The organism is Citrobacter sp. Ce129, assembly GCF_030334545.1.
GTDB classification, from domain to species: Bacteria; Pseudomonadota; Gammaproteobacteria; order Enterobacterales; family Enterobacteriaceae; genus Citrobacter; species Citrobacter europaeus.
Map to the genome: position 1 here is coordinate 21,849 of NZ_JAOWDS010000063.1, position 19,444 is coordinate 41,292.

Annotated in this window: 16 protein-coding genes; 10 read left to right on the forward strand and 6 right to left on the reverse strand. The window is 48.1% G+C overall.

What is annotated here, in order from left to right; all coding sequences use genetic code 11:
- Nucleotides 1-46 precede the first annotated feature (46 nt).
- Nucleotides 47-319 (forward strand): hypothetical protein, encoded by a 273-nt coding sequence (locus OGV77_RS13450; protein ID WP_172313143.1) that lies wholly within the window; start codon nt 47-49, stop codon nt 317-319.
- A gap of 181 nt (nt 320-500) precedes the next feature.
- Here OGV77_RS13450 and OGV77_RS13455 read toward each other — a convergent pair whose 3' ends face one another.
- Nucleotides 501-608 (reverse strand): DinI-like family protein, encoded by a 108-nt coding sequence (locus tag OGV77_RS13455; RefSeq protein WP_286502760.1) that lies wholly within the window; start codon nt 606-608, stop codon nt 501-503.
- A 496-nt stretch (nt 609-1,104) separates the two neighbouring features.
- Here OGV77_RS13455 and OGV77_RS13460 point away from each other — a divergent pair, with 496 nt between their 5' ends.
- Nucleotides 1,105-2,361, forward strand: a complete 1,257-nt coding sequence (locus OGV77_RS13460; protein ID WP_286502756.1) for a hypothetical protein — start codon at nt 1,105-1,107, stop codon at nt 2,359-2,361.
- 101 nt (nt 2,362-2,462) lie between these two features.
- Complete coding sequence (pphA, locus tag OGV77_RS13465) at nt 2,463-3,104, forward strand: protein-serine/threonine phosphatase (protein WP_043016682.1); 642 nt, start codon at nt 2,463-2,465, stop codon at nt 3,102-3,104.
- On the opposite strand, the gene OGV77_RS13470 is transcribed toward pphA, so the two are convergent.
- The 5 genes from OGV77_RS13470 to yebS all read right to left on the reverse strand — a co-directional run bounded on the left by OGV77_RS13470 (nt 3,105) and on the right by yebS (nt 9,125).
- Nucleotides 3,105-3,296: a YdfD/YebW family protein gene (locus OGV77_RS13470; RefSeq protein ID WP_016152779.1), complete on the reverse strand. Its 192-nt coding sequence runs from the start codon at nt 3,294-3,296 to the stop codon at nt 3,105-3,107.
- 102 nt (nt 3,297-3,398) lie between these two features.
- Nucleotides 3,399-3,635: a YebV family protein gene (locus tag OGV77_RS13475; protein ID WP_029139506.1), complete on the reverse strand. Its 237-nt coding sequence runs from the start codon at nt 3,633-3,635 to the stop codon at nt 3,399-3,401.
- A 100-nt stretch (nt 3,636-3,735) separates the two neighbouring features.
- Nucleotides 3,736-5,157: a 16S rRNA (cytosine(1407)-C(5))-methyltransferase RsmF gene (rsmF, locus tag OGV77_RS13480; protein WP_072033342.1), complete on the reverse strand. Its 1,422-nt coding sequence runs from the start codon at nt 5,155-5,157 to the stop codon at nt 3,736-3,738.
- Between the two features lie 82 nt (nt 5,158-5,239).
- Nucleotides 5,240-7,873 (reverse strand): PqiB family protein, encoded by a 2,634-nt coding sequence (locus tag OGV77_RS13485; protein ID WP_043016681.1) that lies wholly within the window; start codon nt 7,871-7,873, stop codon nt 5,240-5,242.
- Nucleotides 7,842-9,125 (reverse strand): membrane integrity lipid transport subunit YebS, encoded by a 1,284-nt coding sequence (gene yebS / locus OGV77_RS13490; protein WP_043016680.1) that lies wholly within the window; start codon nt 9,123-9,125, stop codon nt 7,842-7,844. The genes OGV77_RS13485 and yebS overlap by 32 nt, the downstream gene beginning before the upstream one ends.
- 128 nt (nt 9,126-9,253) lie before the next feature.
- On the opposite strand from yebS, the gene msrC reads away from it, so the two are divergent.
- The 7 genes from msrC to OGV77_RS13525 form a co-directional block, all read left to right on the forward strand.
- Nucleotides 9,254-9,751, forward strand: coding sequence for a free L-methionine (R)-S-oxide reductase MsrC (gene msrC / locus OGV77_RS13495; RefSeq protein WP_043016679.1), 498 nt, complete (start codon nt 9,254-9,256; stop codon nt 9,749-9,751).
- A gap of 96 nt (nt 9,752-9,847) precedes the next feature.
- A complete protein-coding gene (gene proQ, locus OGV77_RS13500) occupies nt 9,848-10,534 on the forward strand; it encodes an RNA chaperone ProQ (RefSeq protein WP_003833781.1) in 687 nt (228 codons plus the stop codon).
- A 19-nt stretch (nt 10,535-10,553) separates the two neighbouring features.
- Nucleotides 10,554-12,602 carry a carboxy terminal-processing peptidase gene (gene prc / locus OGV77_RS13505; RefSeq protein WP_043016678.1) on the forward strand — a complete coding sequence of 683 codons (2,049 nt, stop codon included), beginning with the start codon at nt 10,554-10,556 and terminating at the stop codon, nt 12,600-12,602.
- Between the two features lie 192 nt (nt 12,603-12,794).
- Complete coding sequence (gene htpX / locus OGV77_RS13510) at nt 12,795-13,676, forward strand: protease HtpX (protein ID WP_043016677.1); 882 nt, start codon at nt 12,795-12,797, stop codon at nt 13,674-13,676.
- A 332-nt stretch (nt 13,677-14,008) separates the two neighbouring features.
- Entirely contained in the window at nt 14,009-14,590 is a 582-nt protein-coding gene (locus tag OGV77_RS13515) for a YrbL family protein (RefSeq protein WP_043016676.1), read from the forward strand.
- A gap of 595 nt (nt 14,591-15,185) precedes the next feature.
- Entirely contained in the window at nt 15,186-15,716 is a 531-nt protein-coding gene (locus OGV77_RS13520; protein WP_043016675.1) for a hypothetical protein, read from the forward strand.
- 315 nt (nt 15,717-16,031) lie between these two features.
- The coding region (locus OGV77_RS13525; protein WP_286502759.1) for an ESPR-type extended signal peptide-containing protein at nt 16,032-19,444 on the forward strand (3,413 nt) is incomplete at its 3' end.

Here is a 19,444-nt window from a genome sequence, read left to right on the forward strand (position 1 = left end):
GAAATGACAATGTTTATCCTGTTTTGCAGTTGTCGAGGGTATGATAATGAAATCTAAAAAATCTGTTTTTATTGAAGGACATATTCTGTCGAATAGCTGTCACGGGCAGGCCGGTCAACCTTTCTGCATTCACCGGGTCAGGTTTAGTAATGGTAAATATGCGATTATCCGGGTGACATCCGGGATATGTTTCAAACCTGGCGAAATTATTCAACGAAAAGATTGCGAGTGGTTTTATAAACTTACCAAGATTCGCCTTCTTTCTTTTGAGTACCTTGAGGATGATGAATCAAGGAGACAATTTACTGAATATCAATGATAAATCCATGAATTTAATAACAGCCGTTACACGTTTCGGCAGAAACGAATTATGTGTTGAGCTACAGAGTTACATTAATGTGGCCTTTAGAACTAATATGCACAGCTATATTAATACAGATATTAACTCATAGAAAACATGGAATTAATCTGGTTATTCCCTCTGTTGTTGGGCTATCTGGTTAGAGATTTAAGAAATCATTCATCCACATATCAGCCTCTTCAAACATTTCCTGAACACTTCGGCTTATCTGTTCTATTTTATGCTTGCTGGCGTCAGCGCATTCAATTTTGGAAGGAAAAACTGTCCGAAACCGGTCCGAATATGTCCGAAATGTTGGCTAACTATATGATTTTTAATGCTTGAAAACACACCTTTATTTGTGCATTTTTTGTTCTAATGGTTTGTTATTGCATTGAAAATAAAGGATAAAAAATAATTTTGGAAAAAACAGGAATCGTATTCGGTCTCTTTTTATGTGGATTTTATTTCAATAACTTAGGACATAACGTCTGAAAGTTTCCGAAATTTTTCCGCATATCACTTTCGGGATTTCTTCGTTATACCATACTGTTTTTAACATTCACACTTCATTTGCACAGAAAAAAATCAGATCGTGATGCCCGTTTTTCCTGAGATCCGGCTGATGTGCCGGCATTTCAGTTGATGCTTGTTCCTCAGAGGCTTGGACACGCCTCTCTCAATAGCGGTATGATTATCCATCAATTGATGAAGTTCTGGTCCCTGATACATGGACTTAGTTTCTCGATAAAGAGACATAAGAAATGGAAAAATTAAAAGAAAGGCTTGTGATGGAGATTGGTAATGCTGATGATCTCTCTGCATCATTAAAACTATATACCAGTTTCTATCCATTAATTCCTGAGTATAAATTTGTCTTTTCATCGCCTAAAGGGCCATATCCGGGTTTTCAAACTAACAAGAAATTCGAGCATGGGGCGTCTATCCGCTCTTTATTCAATGATGAAAATGTTTTCGTGATGGATCCCCAAACCATAGAGGAAATGTTCAGTGAGAAAGGGCACTCTACATTTAAAATAGACTACTCCATATCCCTTGATAGTCAGGCATTAAGCTATCTCAGACCATATATTAATGGCAAAGTTTCTGGTTTGGATGATGATATTGAAGAAATATTTAAATTTATTTCACATAAGAATACGCAAGTAGACTCAGTATTATATGAACTGGAGAATCTTAAAAATCTGGATGAAAAAGATAATCACCATAAAATATTTGACAAGTTGATGGGATACGAATTTATAAAAGATGTTGATCTCGTTAAGTCTGGAAGCAGTGGAATATTGACCTCAAAGATATCTCAAGGTGAGCTTTTTCTCAATACAGACAGACATTTTAGCTCAATGCTCACCAAAAACAGAAACTCTGAGTTCAGGCGTGCGTTAACAGACAGGCACGATAGCGTATACGCTTATGTTCTTATGATGAGTATCATACAAATAAAATCGCCTGCCAGATCGCTTAAGAATAAACTAATCGATCTCTTAAGTTTTGCTCACACCAAAGCTTGCTTTTTGGCGACAAGAGAATTGATCCTGGCGAGTGAGTTTTTTAAGCGAGGGACTGACTTTAGGTTTTTTAACAAAATACATAAAAAATCGAAAAATCTGTGGCCGGCATTACGAGGTATGGCCTGGGACTTGACTCACTGTAGGTATTTAGAACAGGCACTCACATTCAATACAGGAAAGGATGAGCGGTATTTTTTTCCTGGAATATTGAGTTGTGACAAAGGCTTTATTGAGGCAATGGAGATCACGCCGCTTAAGGCTGTTGCATTTAACACCCAAGGCGGGCCACCGTTACTATTTTATCATGAACATGATGTAATAAAAATTACCGGGAATATCCCTGCGGTTAATGATTTTTATCAGGAGTTGTGTCGTAAACAGAAAAGAGAAGAAAGAGCCTGTGCACGTAATGCACCTGATTATGACCTGCAATTTTTAGTCGCTGAACTGGAAGAAGAACTGGAAGCTGTTGCGATTGTACCTCGTTGACGCGCGGATAGCGTAGGGCCACGACGTCTGGTTCGGTCATTCTGTTTTTTACTGCTAAGGTTTAATTAAGAACAGGGCAATATTTGTGTACAGGAGGTCAAATGGGACTGCCTGACAATGCCTATCAGAGAGTGGAAGCGACGCGCTGGCGTCACGTCTGGGTGGTCGGGGACATCCACGGTTGCTTCTCATTATTGATGGCTAAATTGCGCCACTGTCATTTTGATCCGTGGCAGGACCTGCTGGTTTCAGTGGGAGATGTTATCGATCGCGGGCCTGACAGTTTGCGCTGCCTGAAATTACTGCGTAAAAGCTGGATTGTCGCGGTCAGAGGGAATCATGAACAAATGGGGTTGGATGCGCTGGCAATGGGGGAGCAATCGCTGTGGTTTATGAATGGCGGTTCGTGGTTTGCACAGGCGGAGCAGCCAGCGGCAAAATTCGCTCTTGAAGAATGTCAGCAATTACCCTGGATTCTGGAGCTGCGTTGCAGCAATGGCATTCATGTCATTGCCCACGCAGATTACCCTGATGATGATTATCAGTGGCAAAAAGATATCGATTTACAGCGGGTGCTGTGGGATCGCTCAAGGCTAATGAATAAAGGCAACGGCATTCGCGGCGCGGATCACTTTTGGTTTGGCCACACGCCATTGCGCCAACGGTTGGATTACGAGAATCTGCACTATATTGATACCGGAGCGGTATTTGGAGGCGAGTTAACGCTGGTGCAACTGCAATAATCAAAAATCGCTGTACTCCTGGGCCGGACGCCAGAAGCTGTCGATATAGTCATCCGCGGGTAAACATCCGCCGTTACGAATACGCTGATCGTCCATCGATATCAGGCACTGCTGCTCGGTTTTGTAGACATCAACAACGATATCTTCACAACCGCCGCCCAGGTAGCACACAAAAAGAACCAGCGTGAACATTCCATCCTCAAAGGGTAAAGCCATACCTGTAGTGTAGAAGATGTTAATAGATGAGGGAAATTAACCAGGAAATAACCCGTCTGGCGACGGGTTCTTTTTGAATCAGGCAAGGCGCATGATCCAGGCATCTGACTTACGATCGTAGTGCTCGCGAAATAGAACCGAATGTTCTCCGTTAAGAAGGGCCGGGACGCTGGTGTCGGCATCCCAGGCGTCCAGTTGCATACATAAATCCGGATCGGATTTACACGGAATGGTTAACGTTCGATCCCCTGGCGATTCGCCATGTAATTCGGCGTCGTCGATTTCAAAAGCGCCAATGCGCACACTGGTTTTCATCATCGTGCTCTCCGTTTATTTGCTGGTTGTGGTACGACCAGTTAGGGCGTCCATTTTTCAGCGTAGCCAACGTTAGCAAAAGCGCCAGTAAAAACGTGCGTTATCCTGTAAAGAGTTTGCCATCCCGGACAAGATCGCGTGGATAGCTATTCTTTAATCGCGAACCAATACGCTTTGCCAGGCCGAGCGGCTGATGCTGGAACGTAACCAGTACATCATCGGTAGTCGGCGCGGTTTGTGGGTAGATATCCCGGCCACGGTACCACTCTTCGGCTTCGGCAAGGGTCAGTTCAAACGCATGGCTGTGATTTGGGTTGGCAAGAGCAATTACGGCCTCATGCTGCCAGCGGTATCCTTTATTGTGCGTTTCAGCCAGTTTGACACCGAGTCGGGAAAAACGAACTTTGCCAATCAGGGGTTCAATCTCGGTTGGAAACAGCCAAATTTCTTTATCACGCTGCCACAGGCGCAGACTATCTTCCCACTGCAATCCACAGGCGTTAGCAGCCTCAGTGATAAGGGCGGATTCACGTCCTTTTAGCGGAGTGAACGGGAAGTTACCGACTTTGTATTTCGGCGCGGGTAACGCAGGAATGGAGGCCGTTTTGCGCAAACGCGCAACGAAGAAACCTTCACAATCGTAGATCTGCGGGAATACATGCAGGAATCCTTCCGGCGTCAGGGCGCGTTCGGCCTCCGGGAATAAATCGCCCAACGGTAAAAACTCGACGGCATCCGGGTAGGACTCAATCAACCATTGCATGATGTTTTCATTTTCGTCACGATTCAGCGTGCAGGTCGAGTAAACCATCGTGCCACCGGGACGCAGGGCATGAAAGGCGCTGTCGAGCAGTTCGCGCTGGGTCTCGGCGATTTGCAGATTACTTTCTGGCGACCAGTTTTTTAGCGCATCGGGGTCTTTACGCACCACGCCTTCACCGGAACAGGGGGCGTCCAGCAAAATGGCATCGAAGGCTTCTGGTAATGCTGCGCCAAATACCCGTCCGTCAAAATGGGTGAGCGCGACATTGGCTATCCCGCAACGGCTGATGTTGGCGTGCAAGACTTTGACACGACTGGCGGAAAACTCATTCGCCAGAATCGTGCCCTGATTATTCATTTTCGCAGCAATTTGTGTGGTTTTGGAGCCGGGGGCAGCCGCAACATCCATTACGCGTTCCGGGGTATTGCCTTCGGCAAACAGCGCGGCGACCGGCAGCATCGAGCTGGCTTCCTGAATATAAAACAGACCGCTCAAATGTTCCGCGGTGCTGCCAAGAGGCACTGACTCCTCATCATCGCGTTCGATCCAGAAGCCTTCTGCACACCAGGGAATTGGAGTGAGTGACCAGTTGTAAGGCGCAGTCAGAGTGAGGAAGTCGACAACGGAGATTTTCAGCGTATTGACGCGGATACTGCGGCGCAGCGGGCGCTGGCAGGCAGCGAGAAAATCATCGAATGAGAGCGTGGAAGGCATTGCTTCACGCATTTGCGTCAGAAAGGCGTCGGGAAAATAAGCCACTTGGTACCACCGGCAAAAAAACAGGTGCGCAGTGTAGCATAACTGCTCCGGCGTACGTACTCGCGCCGGAGCAGTGGATACATTAACGTGGCAGGGCGGTGCCCCATTCACGCCACTCTTTTGGTTCGCTTTCGAGTAGCAGGAAGTGTTTACCGGCCTGCGCTTTCGGGGCCAGTGGCGTACCCGGCGGCGTAGCGAAGGCGATACCACCGCGGATGAACTGATTGAAGGTACCGGTCTTCACAACGCCGCCAGTCAAACCAAAGTCGAGATTGTATCCGGATGCCAGCCAGAACACGGAGTTGTTGCGCACCAGATGCTGATAGCGCTGGCTAATGCGCATGGCAACCATCACGCGGTCAGAAAGCGAGCCCAGCGTCAGCCCGGTGACGGTACCCACTTCAATGCCTCTGAACAGGACTGGCGTACCGATATTCAGCGAACCTGCTTCCGGCGCTTCCACCACAATGCTCAAACCATCGAGGTAACGAGAGTCGGTGATAGTGGCTTCCTGCAGCTCAAAATCACGGCGCGGGTTACCGCGTCCTGGTTCAACGTTAATATACGGCTGTAAGATCGTATCCAGATGCTCTACGCCTGCCGCCGAAATTTGCGGTGTGATCACGGAGAAACGGGTACCGCTTCGGGCAAAGTTTTGCACGTATTCCGGATACAGAACCGCTTTTGCCTGAACTTCGTTACGGGCGGTGATCAGCTCAAGCGTCTGGATCTGGCCGATATCGATTCCCAGGTAGCGAATTGGCATGCCGGCAGCGAGTTTACCGGCGTCGAACGCGTGCAGGGTAATCTGGCCGCCCACTGCGCGCGCGGCGGTTTCGGAAGCATACAGAATACGCTTGTCGCCTTTGCGTTGGCTGGCGCTGGCGCCGCTCAGGTTATCGAAGCTAATCGCGCCTTTGAGCGCCCGCGAAAGGGGAGATGCTTGTACGGTCAAACCGCTGCCGTTAAGCTGAACCTTTGCCCCGCCTTCGGCCCAGAATACGCTGTTGCTGGTCAACAGATTGCGATATTCCGGTTTGATATGCAGATCGATATCAAATGCATCGGCGCGTGGACGAACGCTGATCACTTCACCGACTTCGAATTTGCGATAGAGCACCACCGAACCAGCCTGCACATCAGGTAACGTTTCGGCGCTCAGGCTGACCGTGGTGGTCGGCAGATCGCTCAGGCTGTTTTCAATCGCTTTTTCCAGGTTAGCATACAGCGGGTAGCTTTTTTTCATTTCACCTTTGGTACCGGGTAAAATGCGAATGCCGCCGCTGAGCCACTCACTGGCGCTGGCGCCAAGGAATTCAACGCCATCAAGCCCTACTTTGACATCCACACGGCTGTTGACCACGAACTTACTGTCACCTTGCACCAGGGCACGATGCTGTGGTTCAACGGCAACGGTAAATGAGACGCCTTTGCTGGAAAGCGTGCGCTCAATCACCTGACCGACCTGTACGCCGTGGAGAATCAGCGGCTGGCCAGCATCAATACCGTAACTCTCCGGCGCGGTCAGCGTAAACGTCATGACGCCCGGATCGTGCAATAAAGACTTCTCAGCGGGGATCACGGCAAACTGGCTACGCGGCTCGCCCTCGCCGGGTACCAGCTCGAAAGTTTTCCCTGTCAGTAGCGAACTGATATTTGCATCGCTTAACGACAATTTAGGGCTGTGTAATTCAATCCGCGTGTTGTCACGCAGCAGCGTTACAACACTGGGATCAACCGTCATTTCGCCGGTGACTTTACCGCCTGGATTTAAATCCAGTTTGGTCAGTTGACCGACTTCTAATCCTTGATACATCAGCGACGTTGAACCAGCCTTGAGTCCGTCGCCGCTGGGTAAATCAAGTTTGACGATCACCCCGCGCTGGCTATGCGCGAGATCCTGATATAAACCAAACGTGTCATCGGCCACCGCGGGTTTTGAGTCTTCAGGCGAATCAAAAGCAATGGCTCCATTGACCAGCGCCGCCAGACTCTCGAGCTTGATCTTCGCTCCGCTGAGGCTGACATCGGCATTTACGCCGGACACGTTCCAGAAACGGCTGCCTTTTTTCACCAGATTAGTAAAGCGACGTTCGATCAGCACGTCGATAGTTACGCCCTGATGATTTGGGTTGATGGTGTAGTCATACACCCGGCCCACCGGAATCTTACGGAAATAAACCAGCGAACCGCTATTGAGCGATCCGAGGTCAGGGGCCCGCAGATGCAGCATCAAATCGCCATTATCCAGGCGATATTTAGGTTGCGTATCGAGGGCGACGAAATGATCTTCCGGCTCGCCGGTTCCGGGCATCATGCCGATATAGTTGCCGCCAACCAACGCATCCAGACCAGAAACCCCGGCCAGTGACGCTTTTGGCGTGACCAGCCAGAACTGGGTATCTTTGCGCAGAGCATCTTTCATGGTCGATTTGATGCTGACGCGGACTTCAATTTTGCGCAGATCTTTGCTGAGGTTGATATCCTGCACCGTGCCCACTTCAACGCCCTGATAACGAACGGGAGTACGGCCCGGCACAATGCCGTCCGCAGACATAAAGTCAATGGTTACGGTATTGCCGCGATCTTCATAGCTTCCCCAGATAAGCCATCCTGCAATCATCAGCGCGATGAACGGCAGCAGCCAGAACGGAGAAATACGGCGTTTAGTTTTAATCTGCGCTTCAGTCTGCGAAGCGGGCGTTTCCTGACTCATGTGCATCCCAAAGTAAGCGGCTGTCCAGCCATTCCACAGCAAGAATAGTCAATATTACCGCTGCGCCGAAATAAAACGCAGCCGGTCCCATAGTAAAAGCAAGTATCTGATCGCGATTAATCAGCGACATGGTTAAAGCGATAACAAACAGATCCAGCATCGACCAGCGACCAATCCAGGTCACTATACGCAGCAGTTTGATGCGGGTACGCAATCCTTGCTCACATTTAAAATGGATGCTGATGAGCAACGTAAACATCACAATCACTTTGGTGAATGGCACCAGAATACTGGCGATAAAAACGATCGCCGCCACGCCGATGTTGCTGTTCGCCAGTGACATTATGCCTGACAGGATCGTATCTTCCTGTCGGCCGCCGTTGACATAAATTACCGAGATGGGCAGCAGATTAGCAGGCAAAAGCAGGACTACTGAGGCCAGCAGAGCAGCCCAACACTTTTGGATACTTTGATTTCTGCGCCAGCGCAATGGGATATGGCAGCGAGGGCAGCGACCGCGGGCGTCCGGATAACCTGTAAAATGGCAGCCGAGGCAGACGCGGAGCTTTTCATCGGGCCGACGAGCCGGTCTTTGCGGGTAGAAACGGTCCCAAAGCTGCTCAACGTTAAGATGCGACAGCGTCAAAATGCTCAGGATCACCAGCGCAATAAAAGCAAACAGCCCCACACCAGGTTGCAAAAAAGCATAGTCCTGAACTTTGATTGATGCGACGCCAATACCAACCAGATAGATATCAAGCATCACCCATTCTTTGAGTCTTTCCAGCATCAGCAGCACCGGGCGCAGGTTCATGCCAAGAATATTGCCGAACCATAGATAAGCGATTGAGGTAACCAGAATGATTGGTGCCCCGGCAACGCAAAACAGTACGAAAGATGCGGTGAGTGGGTCACCTTGTCGGGTCATTTGCCAGATACCTTGCAGCACATTGGCGTCAATGCGCACACCTAATAAATAGATGTGCAGGAGTGGTTCTCCCCAGGCAAAGGGCATCAGCAGCAGCATGGTGAAAGCCATTGCCGCCAGCCGTGTTAATGACCAGTCGCGTCCGTCACGAATTTTTGCCTGACAGCGTGGGCAAAATGCACTTTGGTGCGAACGCATTTTAGGCAAGCTAAAGATCAGGTCACATTCAGGGCAACGATGGTAATGTGCACGAGGAATTGCATCACCAATGGACCTGATGGCTATTTTTTTAGTCGGCGTGATGCGTGGTGTCGTTAAGGCCATGTATCGCGAATCAAATTGTTGAAGTAATGTTATCTTAACTCATGACGGGAATGATCTTGAGCATTAACGCATTTAATGTTTATTTTAGTAGGCTGCAGTTTTAGGTAAGACAACCAAGTGATTAAATAATGAACAAAATAGAGCTATACACGGATCTGAACCGTGATTTTCAGGCATTAATGGCAGGTGAAACCAGTTTTCTGGCAACGCTGGCGAATACCAGCGCGTTGTTGTACGAGCGTCTTGCAGAAGTAAACTGGGCCGGTTTTTATCTACTCGAAAACGATACGCTGGTGCTTGGACCCTTCCAGGGAAAAATCGCCTGTGTGCGGATCCCGGTAGGGCGCGGGGTGTGTGGTACCGCAGTAGCGCAGAACCAGGTGCAGCGCATTGAGGACGTTCATGCTTTTGACGGGCACATCGCATGCGATGCCGCCAGCAATGCAGAAATCGTTCTGCCAATCACCGTCGAAAATCAGATGATCGGCGTGCTTGATATCGATAGCACGGCGTTTGGCCGCTTCAGTGAAGAGGATGAACAGGGGCTGCGAACGCTGGTGGCAGCGCTTGAAACCGTGCTTGCAACGACGGATTACAAAAAATTCTTTGCGCGCGTCGCAGGATAATCAACGGATAACGTAGCAATTACTGATGACGTCATTATAATGTCGCCTGTTCATGCCTGCGCTTGTTGGCTACGTCCGTTGTAATCAGGAAATTTCATGGAAAATCAACCTAAGTTGAATAGCAGTAAAGAAGTCATCGCGTTTCTGGCCGAACGCTTCCCGCAGTGTTTTAGTGCGGAAGGCGAAGCGCGCCCACTGAAAATTGGCATTTTTCAGGATCTGGTAGAGCGTGTTGAGGGCGAAATGAACCTCAGCAAGACGCAGCTCCGCTCTGCCTTACGTCTCTATACTTCAAGCTGGCGCTATCTGTATGGCGTAAAATTGGGCGCAACGCGTGTCGATCTTGACGGCAACCCTTGTGGTGAGCTGGATGAGCAGCACGTTGAACATGCCCGCAAACAGCTCGAAGAAGCTAAAGCCCGCGTTCAGGCGCAACGTGCAGAGCAACAGGCGAAAAAACGCGAAGCGGCCGCTGCTGCCGGTGAAAAAGAAGACGCACCGCGTCGTGAGCGTAAGCCGCGTCCTGCTCCGCGTCGTAAAGAAGGCGCTGAGCGTAAACCTCGCGCTGAAAAACCAGCAGCAAAAGCACCGCGTGCTCCTCGTGAAGAACAGCATACCCCGGTATCTGATATTTCAGTACTGACGGTAGGGCAATCTCTGAAGGTGAAAGCAGGTAATAATGCGATGGATGCCACCGTATTAGAAATCACCAAAGATGGCGTCCGTGTACAGCTGAATTCGGGTATGTCTTTGATTGTACGCGCAGAACACCTGGTGTTCTGAAACGGAGGCCAGGCCTGGCATGAACACTTTTTTTAGGCTTACTGCGTTAGCTGGTCTGCTTGCATTAGCAGGCCAGGCACTTGCTGTAGAAGATATCACGCGTGCCGATCAAATCCCCGTATTAAAGGAAGAAACCCAGCATGCGACGGTAAGCGAACGTGTGACATCGCGTTTTACGCGTTCACACTATCGCCAGTTCGACCTGGATCAGGCGTTTTCGGCAAAAATTTTTGACCGCTATTTGAATCTGCTCGACTACAGCCACAACGTGCTGCTGGCGAGCGATATCGAACAGTATGCAAAAAAGAAAACGGTCCTCGGCGATGAACTGCGTACCGGTAAACTGGATGTCTTTTACGATCTCTATAATCTGGCGCAAAAACGTCGATTTGAGCGTTATCAGTACGCATTAAGCGTACTGGCTCGTCCAATGGATTTCACCGGTACCGACACCTTTAACCTCGACCGGAGCAAAGCCCCATGGCCGAAAAGCGAAGCAGAGCTTAACGCGCTGTGGGACGGCAAGGTTAAATTTGACGAACTCAGCCTGAAGCTGACCGGTAAAACCGATGCGGAAATTCGTGAAACGCTGACGCGTCGCTACAAGTTTGCGATTCGCCGTCTGGCGCAGACCAATAGCGAAGATGTGTTCTCTCTGGCGATGACGGCTTTCGCCCGTGAAATCGACCCGCATACTAACTATCTGTCTCCACGCAATACCGAACAGTTCAATACTGAAATGAGCCTGTCTCTGGAAGGTATTGGCGCGGTTTTGCAAATGGATGATGACTATACCGTCATTAACTCCATGGTAGCGGGTGGCCCGGCAGCCAAGAGCAAAGCGATAAGCGTTGGCGACCGTATTGTCGGCGTGGGCCAGACCGGAAAAGGTATGGTTGACGTGATTGGCTGGCGTCTTGATGACGTCGTGGCGCTGATCAAAGGACCTAAGGGCAGCAAAGTTCGCCTTGAAATCCTGCCCGCTGGTAAAGGTACCAAGACGCGCACCGTAACGTTAACGCGTGAACGTATTCGCCTCGAAGACCGCGCCGTGAAAATGTCCGTGAAAACCGTTGGCAAAGAAAAAGTTGGCGTACTGGATATCCCTGGCTTCTATGTTGGCCTGACGGATGATGTCAAAGTTCAGTTGCAGAAGCTGGAAAAACAGAACGTCAGCAGCATCATTATCGATCTGCGCACCAACGGCGGTGGCGCGCTAACCGAAGCCGTTTCACTTTCCGGTCTGTTCATTCCTTCTGGCCCGGTGGTTCAGGTTCGTGACAATAACGGTAAAGTGCGTGAAGACAGCGATACCGACGGCGTTGTGTACTACAAAGGCCCGCTGGTGGTGTTAGTCGATCGCTTCAGTGCTTCGGCATCAGAGATTTTTGCCGCGGCAATGCAGGATTATGGTCGTGCGCTAATCGTTGGTGAACCAACCTTCGGGAAAGGCACCGTACAGCAGTATCGCTCCCTGAACCGTATTTACGATCAGATGCTGCGTCCGGAATGGCCGGCGCTCGGTTCTGTTCAGTATACGATCCAGAAATTCTACCGTGTAAACGGTGGCAGTACGCAGCGTAAAGGCGTTACGCCGGACATCATCATGCCGACAGGCAATGAAGAAACTGAAACCGGTGAGAAGTTTGAAGACAACGCGCTGCCGTGGGATAGCATTGATGCTGCGACCTACACCAAATCAGATAACCTGACGCCGTTTGGTCCTGAATTGCTGAAAGAGCACAATGCGCGTATTGCCAACGATCCTGAGTTCCAGTACATCATGAAGGACATTGCGCGTTTCAATGCGCTGAAGGATAAACGCAACATCGCATCTCTCAATTACGCTCAGCGTGAGAAAGAGAATAACGAAGATGACGCAATGCGTCTGGCGCGTATCAACGATCGGTTTAAGCGCGAAGGCAAACCGCTGCTGAAGAAACTGGACGATCTGCCGAAGGATTACCAGGAACCCGATCCGTACCTGGATGAAACGGTAAAAATTGCGCTCGACCTGGCGCATCTTGAAAAAGAAAAGCCAGCGGAACAGCCCGCAACCGGTAAATAACCTTAAACAGGCACAAGAAATTGTGCCTGTTTTTTTAACAAACGCATGAAGACGTCAGTCTGATACGATAAAATGTAAAGTTGTGTCTTTCTGGTGACTTAGCACCTATGGATGCTTGAAAATAGCCATAAGACCCATACGATATGGGTAATCGCATAGTGCGTTTTGTTAAATTGAGGTTAAAAGAAAATTATGATGCGAATCGCGCTCTTCCTGCTGACGAACCTGGCTGTGATGGTCGTTTTCGGGCTGGTATTGAGCCTGACAGGGATTCAGTCAAGCAGCGTTCAAGGCTTGTTGATCATGGCACTGCTGTTTGGTTTTGGTGGTTCCTTCATTTCGCTGCTGATGTCCAAGTGGATGGCGTTAAAGTCCGTTGGTGGGGAAGTAATCGAACAGCCCCGCAATGAAAGGGAACGCTGGCTGATGAATACGGTAGCGAATCAGGCTCGTCAGGCCGGGATCGCCATGCCACAGGTCGCAATCTACCATGCGCCAGATATTAACGCGTTTGCTACCGGTGCGCGCCGGGATGCTTCGCTGGTGGCTGTGAGTACAGGCCTGTTGCAAAACATGAGCCCGGATGAAGCCGAAGCCGTCATCGCGCACGAGATCAGCCACATTGCCAATGGCGATATGGTTACCATGACGCTCATTCAAGGGGTGGTGAACACCTTCGTTATCTTTATCTCACGTATTCTGGCGCAAATTGCCGCTGGTTTTATGGGTGGAAACCGCGATGAAGGTGAGAGCAGTAACGGCAACCCGTTGATTTACTTTGCAGTGGCGACGGTGCTGGAGCTGGTATTTGGTATTCTGGCGAGCATTATTACCATGTGGTTCTCACGTCACCGTGAATTCCATGCGGATGCCGGTTCAGCAAAACTGGTGGGGCGTGAGAAAATGATCGCCGCGCTGCAGCGTCTGAAAACCAGCTATGAGCCGCAGGAAGCGACCAGCATGATGGCGTTCTGCATCAACGGTAAATCCAAATCGCTGAGTGAGCTGTTTATGACTCACCCTCCGTTGGATAAACGTATTGAAGCGCTGCGCAGCGGTGAATACCTGAAATAACTGGCAGCAGGCTAAAAGTAAAGAGCGCGTCGACAGACGCGCTTTTTTTTATCTATATTATTTGCCGGGGAGTTCAAAACAGATTTACCCGTCTCCCTGGTTACCAGAAGATTCATTTACTTCAGTTCGTGTGCAGTACCATCAGATAGCAAATGGATTCGGCGTAATGAAGATGTGATAGCGGCAATTAGAAAAATGAACTGGGTGAATACGCATCTCGTTTAACTACCATTGAAATACATGGATACATAATAGTTTTAACTGGCAGAACTCACTGACGCAGGTTAGTTGAGGCGAATTCATTTTCCTTAGGGTAAGAGTCAAAAACTATTATGAAACAAGAGCTTGTATTGACAGATGAAGACTTGCTGGCAAGAGGTAACGACCGATACGTCTTTCAGCATCCTCAGGATAGCAAGCTGCTGATCAAAATCGTTATTTCAGATATAGCTAACTATAAAAGCAAATTACGTGAAGTCTTCCGCGATCTCAAAGAGTGCAAGCCTAACCATCAAACTGACTCGCTTTATATGCAAAAGATCGAAGGTCTTGTTGAAACAAACAAAGGAGTAGGGCAGATCACTGTGAAGGAGTGCGATGAACATGGCAATATTGCGCAAACTCTTTATCAGCTCGCCGTGAAAAAAGAACTCGATGACAGTAAATTACAGAAGCTGAATGCTTTTTTAGCATGGTTTGTCAGCACCAGAGTCATTATTAACTCTCTGCATTGTAAAAACATTGTTTACGCCTGGGACAGCGAGCGTCAGGAGTATCGCTTCAAAGTCATTGACGGGTTTGGTGACAAAACGTTTTTTCAACTCAGTAAGCTTTCACAGTCAGTTCGCGATAAGAATAAAATCAAATGTCTCAAGCGGATGCTTAACGATTTGAATGGCCTTCAACAAGCTTAACCACACTGGTTAGAAATAGTCTAATCATAATTGTTTGTTGCTGGATATCCAATACAACGAGCTGATTAATAGAGGTTTTTACTCAGACGTTCGTTGTATATCAACTTCTTGAAACATATTCTTAATTGCCCGGCTTATGTGCTCATGTTTGCAGCTTAAGTATAGATTGCTGGCAGTTTCATTATCGGCTTAACCCGATATCAGTATCCTCGTAGACCCAGTGAACTTTCTTATCAACCCTCCCGTTATCTATTTTTCATTCCTGTCTTCGATATAGCAAATATCTCTTCCTTTGAAGCAATATTTACTATTTTCCCAATAGTTCGGTCAGGATCTGATCTTAACAACACAGTATGATCTACTGAAACGATGGTGGATTTTTTGTATTTTATATTTTACAGACTGTGCTGCCAGATATCTTTATGGCCAAAACATCTATAAATTAATTTTTTATTAGTATAAATAACTGACATTGTGCATGCCGATTATAATGAAGGTGTCATTTTTAAAAGTAAATACATTACAAGATTTCTCATCTACAGTATCGATTCCTGAACGGAAATTCAGGAATTAGAAAACGACAGGAGTTATTGGTTTGCTGCAACAAAAATATATTGTTTTTACTCAGGATACTTACCTTCGTTGTTCTATAGACGCTTTGATGCAAGCGAGTTTTACAGAGAAAATATTGTGTTTCTGCGATGTAGATTCATTTCCTACACTGGATGCGCTTTATCGTGCAATTGAATCAGTCTGTGCAGATACTAGAATAATTACTATCTCACGGGGATTATGGCTCTCCCGGTTACTTGGAACACTAGTAGATTTGGAAATGACAGATGATTTCTACAAGTGGCGTTTATGTATCTTCAGGGGACAAAAAAATCACTCCCGTAAGGTAATCGATAAAATACTAAGCATCAGACAACTTAAGACATTAACCCGACGAGAGATATATGTTATTCATTTATTACTGGCTGCAAATAGCGTCAGCGAAGCTGCTAAATTAGCAAGGATTGACGTTAAGTTTTTCCAGGCGATAACAATCGCTATTGCGCGAAAATATAATTTACGTAATTCTAACGAACTGCACTTTTTTGTTCGTAAATTTATGCTGTGGAGTTAGCGTGGTAACAGCTATGTGGAATTTATCTATACAAATCATTAACACTGCGTTGTCTTTGCATTAAACTGAATTGGTGTTAATGACTGTTTCTGTCATATAAGTAAGATAAAGTATCTATAATACGTCAAATTATCGATATAAATGGATGTTTTTGTGAGCCGGGAATAGTATCCGCCCCGTACAGGTTGCTCAATGTTTCTGCGGAAAAGACCAGAAAAGAGAGGATGCCTGTTGAGTGTCGTTATATTCATTGCTGTACCGCCATGATAATTAGCCAAAACACAAAGGCTTCGTGGTCTTATTCGGAAGGTGATTATGAACAAGATTTATCGTGTTATATGGAATTCGGCTCAAAATTTATGGGTTGTGGTTTCGGAGTTTGGTAAAGGTAAAACGAAAAGTAAAAGCACTACCCAGTTCTCCCCGAAATCCACCAGTTTGCTGTTTAATCTTAAAGCTGTTAGCACGGTTGTTACATTAATACTATCAGGGAACGTTAATGCGCTAGAAATCAATGGATATACTGAATTCAATTCATCAGATAGTATAAATGATGGTTTGCAATGGAACACAACCTCTACTGTGCAGGTAAATAACGGTGCGGATGTTATTATTACAGGTGGCAATCCAACAATAAATATGGCGCCACCTGCCAATGAAAATACATCTATATGGATCAATGGCGGCAGTTTAACAGCGGAAAATAGCGGTGCACTATTAATGGGAAATAATAGTATGCTGCAAATTGGTGGTTCCCAATTAGGAGGGTTGACATCGGAGCAATCCGGGGGGACTGCCGGTGTTATCTCTGCAGGTGATATTAAAACGAATACTGGCGCGACAGATGCGACTATCTGGATGTTTGGATCAGCGAATGCAATGGCTAGGTTAACTGCAGAAAGCATTAGTCTTACTGCAGATCATAATAGCATATGGCTGGCAAATCCCAGTTCTTCAGAGCAGGGTGCCGAAATTAATGTTACGGGTGACATGACCGTAAAAAACACCAGTGGCGGCACGTTCATGATGGTGGGCAATTCCCAGCTTAACGTGGGCGGCGATCTGTCTCTTGATACTACGAACGGTAGTTTTTTAGCGACTAACAATTCAACTTCGAATGGTATCAACGTTGGTGGCGATCTTACTTTCAGTAATAACGTTGAAATCAATAACATTGATGCTGTTAGTACTGCTGCAGGCATTTATTCAACGGTGGTAAATGTTGGTGGAGATATAAATGTTGTTGGTAAAAACGTAGGGGGTACGGGTCTTCAGATATTGAATGCAACAGGAACGGGCATAACGACGAATGGTGATTTCAATATATCGTCAGCAGTCGCTGACAACGTGACAAAAGTGATCCTGGGGCACGCTTCAAAAGTGACTGCTGAGAATGATATCACATTAAACAGTGTATCCGGCGGCGCTACCCAGCTTTATATTGGTGATGCTAAGTATGGTGCCCCTTCCTCTATTGCTGCCAAGAGCATAGCAATGAGTGGCGATGGCCAGAATACGGTTATTTTCAATAACATCAATCAGGCTCAACCTGGTACTGAAGGCTATTTATTCAATATTGCGATTAATGGCGATGGCGCGGTGGAGCAACAATCAGGACATACTACTCTGGCTGCTGTGTCAAATTACACTGGTGGGACGGTAATTAGCGGTGGTTTACTTTCCATTGCGGATAGTAAAGCACTGGGAAGTGGTGTGGTATCTGTTAATACGGCTCCAAACACTAATACCGGACTGGATATTGCTTATGCTGATGGCAGTGCATTCAATAACATATTATCAGGTAGCGGTAATTCAACCGTATCTGGTAATGCCCAGATAACCGGTACTAACCAAAACTATGCGGGTAACTGGAAAGTAACGGGCACTGCTTCAACGGATACCGCGGTGTCCTCTACGCAGAATAATTTCGGTACCGGTGATGTAAATATCAGCAGTGGCGGACGCTTGCTCGCGACAACAAACAATGGGTTCAGCTTTGATAATAAGTTAACCGGAGCCGGATATCTTGTTGCTGATAATAATGGTAATGCGTTTAACTTTAGCAATACCACGGGTTCTGAATTCGCAGGGAATGTGATTCTCAATAATAATCTGTTCGCATTAGAAGCAGACAATACGTCTGCGTTAACGAATGCCACGCTTACCGTGGGTACTGGCAACGCTACATCGGTTGGAACTGGAACACAAAACATTGGTGGTCTGGCCTTTAATGGCGGGACATTAATTTTTGGTGCTGTTTCTCCTGGCGATACGCTTAGCGATCGTTTCATTCAGACGGAAAACGATCTGAATTTAACCGGTAGCGGGCAAATTCAAATTAGTACTGGTGGCGATTTTGAGAACACGCCGCAGCATCCTGACACAACTTTACCTTTGCTCCAGCAGGATGAAGGTGACGTCCTGGTTAAATTGGCTGATAGCTACGGCACGGTTACAGGTAGTGCGGGGAATCTTAGCCTGGTCGATCAGAATGGTAATGTGGTTTCTAATGCCCAGACATCTCACATTACTCAGAATGGTGAGACCGTGGCAAATGGTGTTTACGATTATCGTCTGACAAGTGGTGAAAATGGCGATGGACTTTACATCAATTATGGTCTGACCCAACTCGAATTACTTGCGCAAGGGAATAATGCCCTAACCCTCAATGCCGAAGGGAATACCGGTAATGCCGCAGATCTCAGCGCCCGCGTGACCGGCACTGGCGATCTGGCGTTTGACAGCGCCAGAGGCCAGACGGTATCGCTGTCGAATATGGATAACGATTACACCGGTATCACCGATGTACGCAGCGGCAACCTGCTGATGAAAAACGATAATGTTCTGGGACAGACCAGCGAACTGCGCCTGGCCGCTGATACCGGTTTTGACATGAACGGTTATAGCCAGACTGTCGGTAAGCTGACGGCGGCGGCTGACTCACTGCTGAACATCAATGGCGGTAGCCTGACCCTGCAGCAGGGTGGCACAGCTGATGGAATATTGACCGGAAGCGGCGCGCTGAACATCAATGGCGACACGCTGACCATCACCGGTGAAAACAGCACGCTGACGGCAAAAACGACCATTGCAGAAGGCGCGCGCGTGCTGATGAACACGACGCTGGGCCTTGGCACCGGCGATATTGTGGCGGCGGGGACGCTGACGATGAGCAAGGCCGCAGGCGCGCTTTACAACAGCATCAGCGATGCCGGACGGGTTGAAGTCAGCGAAAGCGATGTCGCGCTGGTGGGCAACAACAGCGCCTTTACGGGGCAATTTGCTGTGGATGCGGATTCCCGGCTCACCGCGTTCACAGCAGAAAATCTGGGCAGCGCAGAGGTGAGCAACAGCGGTTCACTGGTGCTGAACAGTAATACCGACTGGCAGCTTAATAACGAGGTTTATGGTAGCGGCGATGTGACCAAGCTGGGAGCCGGCTCCATTACCGTCGGCAATAACGCCGCCTGGACGGGCAAAACGGAGATTGAGCAGGGCGGCCTGGTACTGGGGGACGGTACATCTCCGGTCACGCTGGCCAGTAGCGAAGTCAACATTGCGGCTGCGGGGATGCTCTCGGGCACGGGGGGCGTTGCAGGTCATGTGAATAACGCCGGTGTGCTGCAGGTGGGAACCGGGACCGGCGACAACCTCCTGTTCACGGTGGGGGGCGACCTGGTTAACAGCGGTACCCTCGCAACCGGTGTGAATGGTCAGCAGGCCGGTAA

What these genes read in the sequence shown, in the direction of transcription:
- OGV77_RS13450 (WP_172313143.1), top strand. Translation starts at nt 47, where the DNA reads ATGAAATCTAAAAAATCTGTTTTTATTGAAGGACATATTCTGTCGAAT.
- OGV77_RS13460 (WP_286502756.1), top strand. Translation starts at nt 1,105, where the DNA reads ATGGAAAAATTAAAAGAAAGGCTTGTGATGGAGATTGGTAATGCTGAT.
- pphA (WP_043016682.1), top strand. Translation starts at nt 2,463, where the DNA reads ATGGGACTGCCTGACAATGCCTATCAGAGAGTGGAAGCGACGCGCTGG.
- OGV77_RS13470 (WP_016152779.1), bottom strand. Translation starts at nt 3,296, where the DNA reads ATGTTCACGCTGGTTCTTTTTGTGTGCTACCTGGGCGGCGGTTGTGAA.
- OGV77_RS13475 (WP_029139506.1), bottom strand. Translation starts at nt 3,635, where the DNA reads ATGAAAACCAGTGTGCGCATTGGCGCTTTTGAAATCGACGACGCCGAA.
- OGV77_RS13485 (WP_043016681.1), bottom strand. Translation starts at nt 7,873, where the DNA reads ATGAGTCAGGAAACGCCCGCTTCGCAGACTGAAGCGCAGATTAAAACT.
- yebS (WP_043016680.1), bottom strand. Translation starts at nt 9,125, where the DNA reads ATGGCCTTAACGACACCACGCATCACGCCGACTAAAAAAATAGCCATC.
- msrC (WP_043016679.1), top strand. Translation starts at nt 9,254, where the DNA reads ATGAACAAAATAGAGCTATACACGGATCTGAACCGTGATTTTCAGGCA.
- proQ (WP_003833781.1), top strand. Translation starts at nt 9,848, where the DNA reads ATGGAAAATCAACCTAAGTTGAATAGCAGTAAAGAAGTCATCGCGTTT.
- prc (WP_043016678.1), top strand. Translation starts at nt 10,554, where the DNA reads ATGAACACTTTTTTTAGGCTTACTGCGTTAGCTGGTCTGCTTGCATTA.
- htpX (WP_043016677.1), top strand. Translation starts at nt 12,795, where the DNA reads ATGATGCGAATCGCGCTCTTCCTGCTGACGAACCTGGCTGTGATGGTC.
- OGV77_RS13515 (WP_043016676.1), top strand. Translation starts at nt 14,009, where the DNA reads ATGAAACAAGAGCTTGTATTGACAGATGAAGACTTGCTGGCAAGAGGT.